Raw genomic sequence first — 6210 nt, 5'->3', positions numbered from 1 at the left:
TTCAGGGGATTTTACAGAAGACCTTGAAAGGGCTGGCTGTAAAAGCGGAACCCTAGGTGGCCGTTACCGCAGGAATGGATATGTACACAATCCAACTGTGTCGCCTGCCAGGCCGCCTTCGCGAGCAAGCCCGCTCCCACAGTTGGATTGCGGGGGTGTCAGGTAGATATGTGTCGCCTGGGAGGCCGTCATCGCAGGCAAGCCAGCTCCCACATTTGGACTGCGGGGGTGTCAGGTAGATTGGCGTCGGCTGTCAGGCCGCCATCACAGGCAAGCCAGCTCCCACAGTTGGATCGTTGGGTGTCAGGTAGATTGGCGTCGGCTGGCAGGCCGTCATCCCAGGCAAGCCCCACATTTTGTTCCGTGTTGAATCAGGAACCGAGGCTGATGCCGTTGGCCGGCAATGGCAATGCGGTTTTGTAGCGCACTTGCTTCAAGGCAAAGCTGGAGCGAATGTTCGCCACCCCCGGCACCTTGGTCAAAAAGTCCATCATGAAACGCTCCAGCGACTGAATCGTGGGCACCAACACGCGGATCAAATAGTCCGGGTCGCCGGCCATCAGGTAGCACTCCATCACCTCAGGCCGATCCGAGATCGCCCCTTCGAATTGCTGCAGCGCCAGCTCGTTCTGTTTTTCCAGGCTCACATGGATGAACACATTGACGTGCAGCCCCAGCAAATCAGCATCCAGCAGCGTGACCTGCTCACGAATCAGCCCCAGTTCTTCCATCGCCTTGACCCGGTTGAAACACGGCGTGGGCGACAGGTTGACCGAGCGGGCCAGGTCGGCATTGGTGATCCGGGCATTCTCCTGCAGGGCGTTGAGAATGCCGATATCGGTACGGTCCAGTTTGCGCATGAGACAAAATCACCTGTTTATTATGTTTATGCAGTTTTTTTATCCGCAAATGACCGTGAGCGCAATGAAACACAGATAAATATTCTTCTACGCCACGCCTATGATTGTTGTAGGACAAGATTTCTTCTACCCGAAGACTGACTGTCAGCTAGCGCGCCCACTACAAGAAATTCACAAGATAGAGCGTAGAAAGCCATGACCCAGCCGTATGCACCGCTGCGCCTGCATGTTCCCGAACCCTCGGGCCGCCCAGGCTGCAAGACCGACTTTACCTACCTGCGTTTGACCGACGCCGGCCTGGTACGCAAACCCGCCATCGACGTAGAACCGGCCGACACCGCCGACCTGGCCAAGGGCCTGATCCGCGTGCTCGACGATCAGGGCCAGGCCCTTGGCCCGTGGGCCGAGGGTGTCTCCACCGAGATCATGCGCCGCGGCATGCGCGCCATGCTCAAGACGCGCATTTTCGACAACCGCATGGTGGTCGCCCAGCGTCAGAAAAAAATGTCGTTCTACATGCAAAGCCTTGGCGAAGAAGCCATCGGCAGCGCCCAGGCCCTGGCCTTGAATATCGACGACATGTGCTTCCCCACCTATCGCCAGCAAAGCATCCTGATGGCCCGCGAGGTGCCGCTGGTGGACCTGATCTGCCAACTGCTGTCCAACGAGCGCGACCCGCTCAAGGGCCGTCAGTTGCCGATCATGTATTCGGTCAAGGAGGCGGGCTTCTTCACTATTTCCGGCAACCTTGCCACCCAATTCGTGCAGGGCGTGGGCTGGGGCATGGCCTCGGCGATCAAGGGCGATACCAAGATCGCCTCGGCCTGGATTGGCGACGGCGCCACTGCTGAATCGGATTTCCACACCGCCCTCACCTTCGCCCACGTGTACCGCGCGCCAGTGATTCTCAACGTGGTCAACAACCAGTGGGCGATTTCCACCTTCCAGGCCATCGCCGGCGGTGAAGCCACCACCTTCGCCGGACGCGGCGTCGGTTGCGGCATCGCTTCCCTGCGCGTGGACGGCAACGACTTTATCGCCGTGTACGCCGCCTCGGCCTGGGCTGCCGAGCGTGCGCGCCGCAACCTGGGGCCCACCCTGATCGAGTGGGTCACCTACCGCGCCGGCCCACACTCCACCTCCGATGACCCATCCAAGTACCGTCCCGCCGACGACTGGAGCCACTTCCCGCTGGGCGATCCGATTGCCCGCCTCAAGCAGCACCTGATCAAAATTGGCCAGTGGTCCGAAGAGGAACACGCGGCGGTCAGTGCCGAACTTGAAGCCGAAGTGGTCAAGGCGCAGAAGGAAGCCGAACAGTACGGCACCCTCGCCGGTGGCCAGATTCCAAGCGCCGCGACCATGTTCGAGGACGTCTATAAAGAGATGCCGGAGCACCTGAAGCGCCAGCGTCAAGAGTTGGGGGTGTGACATGAACGACCACAACAACAGCATCGAACTGGAAACCGCCATGACCACCACCACCACCACCATGACCATGATCCAGGCCCTGCGCTCGGCCATGGATGTGATGCTTGAGCGTGACGACAACGTGGTGGTGTTCGGCCAGGACGTCGGGTACTTCGGCGGCGTGTTCCGTTGCACCGAAGGCTTGCAGACCAAGTACGGCAGCTCGCGGGTGTTTGACGCCCCCATCTCGGAAAGCGGCATCGTCGGCGTGGCCGTGGGCATGGGCGCCTATGGCTTGCGCCCGGTGGCCGAAATCCAGTTCGCCGACTACGTCTACCCCGCCACCGACCAGATCATTTCCGAAGCGGCACGCCTGCGTTATCGCTCGGCCGGCCAGTTCACTGCGCCCTTGACCATGCGCATGCCCTGCGGTGGCGGCATCTATGGCGGCCAGACCCACAGCCAGAGTATCGAAGCGGTGTTCACCCAGGTCTGCGGCCTGCGCACGGTGATGCCGTCCAACCCCTATGACGCCAAGGGCCTGCTGATCGCCTCCATCGAAAACGATGACCCGGTGATCTTCCTCGAACCCAAGCGCCTGTATAACGGCCCTTTCGATGGCCACCACGACCGCCCGGTAACGCCGTGGTCCAAACACCCCCAAGCCCAGGTGCCGGACGGTTACTACACCGTGCCGCTGGATGTGGCCGCCATCGTGCGTCCGGGTTCGGCCGTGACCGTGCTGACCTACGGCACCACCGTGTATGTGTCGCAAGTCGCCGCTGAAGAAACCGGCATCGACGCCGAGGTCATCGACCTGCGCAGCCTGTGGCCGCTGGACCTGGAGACCATCGTCAAGTCGGTGAAAAAGACCGGCCGTTGCGTGGTGGTGCATGAGGCCACGCGCACCTGCGGCTTTGGTGCCGAGTTGGTCTCGCTGGTGCAAGAGCATTGCTTCCACCACCTGGAAGCGCCGATCGAACGCGTCACCGGTTGGGACACCCCCTACCCGCACGCGCAGGAATGGGCGTATTTCCCAGGGCCGTCCCGAGTGGGCGCGGCGTTGAAACGGGTCATGGAGGTCTGAATGGGCACGCACGTTATCAAGATGCCGGACATTGGCGAGGGCATCGCGGAAGTTGAATTGTCGGTATGGCATGTAAAGGTCGGCGACCTGGTGGTTGAAGACCAGGTGCTGGCGGATGTGATGACCGACAAGGCGATGGTGGATATTCCCTCGCCGGTCCACGGCAAAGTGATTTCCCTCGGCGGCGAGCCGGGTGAGGTCATGGCAGTGGGCAGTATTTTGATCAGCATTGAAGTAGAAGGCGCAGGCAATACCAAGGATGTACCCGTGGTTGCCGAGCCGGCGAAGGCCGCGCCGCCTGTGGCCGAAGCCAAACCGGTACAGGCGCCGGTAGAAAGCAAGCCCGCTGCAGCAGTGAAAGCGCCGCAAGCGCCCGTGGCCCGTGAAGCCAGCGAACGCCCATTGGCCTCGCCTGCCGTGCGCAAACACGCGCTGGATGCCGGGATTCAACTGCGCCTGGTCCAGGGCACAGGGCCTGCCGGCCGAATTCTGCATGAAGACCTAGAGGCTTACTTGCGCCAGGGCACGGCAACGGGCGCCACTGCCGCCAACCCTTACGCCGAGCGCAACGACGAACACCAAATCCCGGTGATCGGCATGCGCCGCAAGATCGCCCAGCGCATGCAGGACGCCACCCGGCGCGCCGCGCATTTCAGCTACGTGGAAGAAATCGACGTCACCGCCCTCGACGAGTTGCGCGTGCATCTCAACGAGAAGCACGGTGCGACACGCGGCAAGCTGACCCTGCTGCCGTTTATCGTGCGGGCCATGGTGGTAGCCTTGCGCGACTTCCCGCAGATCAATGCGCGTTACGACGACGAAGCCCAGGTCATCACGCGCCTTGGTGCCGTGCATGTGGGCGTCGCCACCCAAAGCGACGTGGGCCTGATGGTGCCGGTGGTACGTCACGCCGAAGCCCGCAGCCTGTGGGGCACTGCCGAAGAAATCGCGCGTTTGGCCAATGCCGCACGCACAGGCAAGGCCAGCCGCGATGAGCTGTCCGGTTCCACCATCACCCTGACCAGCCTTGGCGCCTTGGGCGGCATTGTCAGCACGCCGGTGCTGAACCTGCCGGAAGTGGCCATCGTCGGCGTCAACCGTATCGTTGAGCGGCCGATGGTGATCAAGGGCCAGATTGTGGTGCGCAAGATGATGAACCTCTCCAGCTCCTTCGATCACCGCGTGGTCGATGGCATGGACGCGGCGCAATTCATCCAGGCCATTCGCGGCCTGCTCGAACAACCCGCCAGCCTGTTCCTGGAGTAAGGGCATGACTCAGACATTGCACACCACGCTGCTGATTATCGGCGGCGGCCCCGGCGGTTATGTCGCGGCGATTCGCGCAGGCCAACTGGGCATCCCGACCATCCTGGTGGAAGGCCAGGCGCTGGGCGGCACCTGCCTGAACATTGGCTGCATTCCCTCCAAGGCGCTGATCCATGTGGCCGAGCAGTTCCAACAAACCGTGCACCATAGCCAGGGCTCGCAGTTGGGCATTGAGGTGGATGTACCGACTTTGGACATCCGCAAGAGCGTGGAATGGAAAGACGGCATCGTTGACCGCCTGACCACCGGCGTCGCCGCACTGCTGAAAAAACACAAGGTGCAGGTGATCCATGGCTGGGCCAAGGTCATCGACGGCAAGACCGTCGAGGTGGGCGAGCAACGCATCCAGTGCGAACACCTGCTGCTGGCCACCGGCTCGACAAGCGTCAACCTGCCGATGCTGCCGATTGGCGGGCCGATTATCTCCTCCACCGAAGCCCTGGCACCGACCCATGTGCCCCGGCGCCTGATCGTGGTGGGCGGTGGTTATATCGGCCTGGAACTGGGGATTGCCTACCGCAAGCTGGGTGCCGACGTCAGTGTGGTCGAGGCCCAGGCGCACATCCTGCCGGCCTACGACGCCGAGCTGACCCTGCCGGTGGCTGAATCCTTGAAGAAACTCGGCGTGAAGCTGTACCTGGAACACAGCGTCACCGGCTTTACCGACGGCAAACTGCAGGTGCGCGCCCCCAACGGCGACATCTTGGCGCTGGACACCGACCAGGTGCTGGTCGCCGTGGGGCGCAAACCCAACACCCAGGGTTGGAACCTCGAAGCGCTGAACCTGGACATGAACGGCGTGGCGATCAAGATCGACAGCCGCTGCCAGACCAGCATGCGCAACGTGTACGCCATCGGCGACCTCAGCGGCGAGCCGATGCTGGCGCACCGGGCCATGGCCCAGGGAGAAATGGTTGCCGAACTGATCAGCGGCAAGGCCCGCGAATTCAACCCGGCGGCAATTCCGGCGGTGTGCTTTACCGACCCGGAACTGGTGGTGGTCGGCAAGACCCCGGACGAGGCCAAGGCTGCCGGCCTGGATTGCATTGTGTCGAGCTTCCCCTTCGCCGCCAATGGCCGGGCCATGACGCTGGAGTCCAAAGCCGGCTTCGTGCGGGTGGTGGCGCGACGTGACAATCACTTGATTGTTGGCTGGCAAGCCGTGGGGGCCGGAGTGTCCGAGCTGTCGACCGCGTTCGGCCTGAGCCTGGAAATGGGTGCGCGCCTGGAGGATGTGGCCGGCACCATCCATGCCCACCCGACCCTGGGTGAAGCGGTGCAGGAAGCCGCGCTGCGGGCATTGGGGCACGCGTTGCACCTGTAAAACCGTGGCGTGGCTATCGCAGGCAAGCCAGCTCCCACACTTGGAATGCATTCCAATGTGGGAGTCGGGCTTGCCCGCGATAGCGGTGGATCAGCCAATGCAGAGGTTGAATGGTCCGCCGCCCTCCTCCCACACCGGCCAAGAATGCAGTATTGTTGCGCCCATCCAGAAAAAAAATCCGACTTGACCAGAGATAGAGGGTG

Annotated in this window: 5 protein-coding genes; 4 read left to right on the top strand and 1 reads right to left on the bottom strand. The window is 62.3% G+C overall.

Annotated features, from left to right (window positions below; all coding sequences use genetic code 11):
- Positions 1-371: 371 nt before the first annotated feature.
- Positions 372-860, bottom strand: a complete 489-nt coding sequence (bkdR, locus tag AC4PS6_RS17805; RefSeq protein WP_003174877.1) for a Bkd operon transcriptional regulator BkdR — start codon at positions 858-860, stop codon at positions 372-374.
- A 195-nt stretch (positions 861-1055) separates the two neighbouring features.
- On the opposite strand from bkdR, the gene AC4PS6_RS17800 reads away from it, so the two are divergent.
- The 4 genes from AC4PS6_RS17800 to lpdA are packed head-to-tail and all read left to right on the top strand — an operon-like array spanning position 1056 to position 6007.
- Entirely contained in the window at positions 1056-2291 is a 1236-nt protein-coding gene (locus tag AC4PS6_RS17800; RefSeq protein WP_014719015.1) for a 3-methyl-2-oxobutanoate dehydrogenase (2-methylpropanoyl-transferring) subunit alpha, read from the top strand.
- Between the two features lies 1 nt (position 2292).
- Positions 2293-3357: an alpha-ketoacid dehydrogenase subunit beta gene (locus tag AC4PS6_RS17795; protein WP_492180888.1), complete on the top strand. Its 1065-nt coding sequence runs from the start codon at positions 2293-2295 to the stop codon at positions 3355-3357.
- A complete protein-coding gene (locus tag AC4PS6_RS17790) occupies positions 3358-4623 on the top strand; it encodes a dihydrolipoamide acetyltransferase family protein (protein ID WP_032903432.1) in 1266 nt (421 codons plus the stop codon).
- 4 nt (positions 4624-4627) lie between these two features.
- Positions 4628-6007, top strand: coding sequence for a dihydrolipoyl dehydrogenase (gene lpdA / locus AC4PS6_RS17785; RefSeq protein ID WP_102666166.1), 1380 nt, complete (start codon positions 4628-4630; stop codon positions 6005-6007).
- Positions 6008-6210: the final 203 nt, after the last annotated feature.

This window comes from Pseudomonas sp. DW-iso17 (genome assembly GCF_058725345.1).
This window is presented reverse-complemented; position numbering and strand designations above follow the sequence as displayed.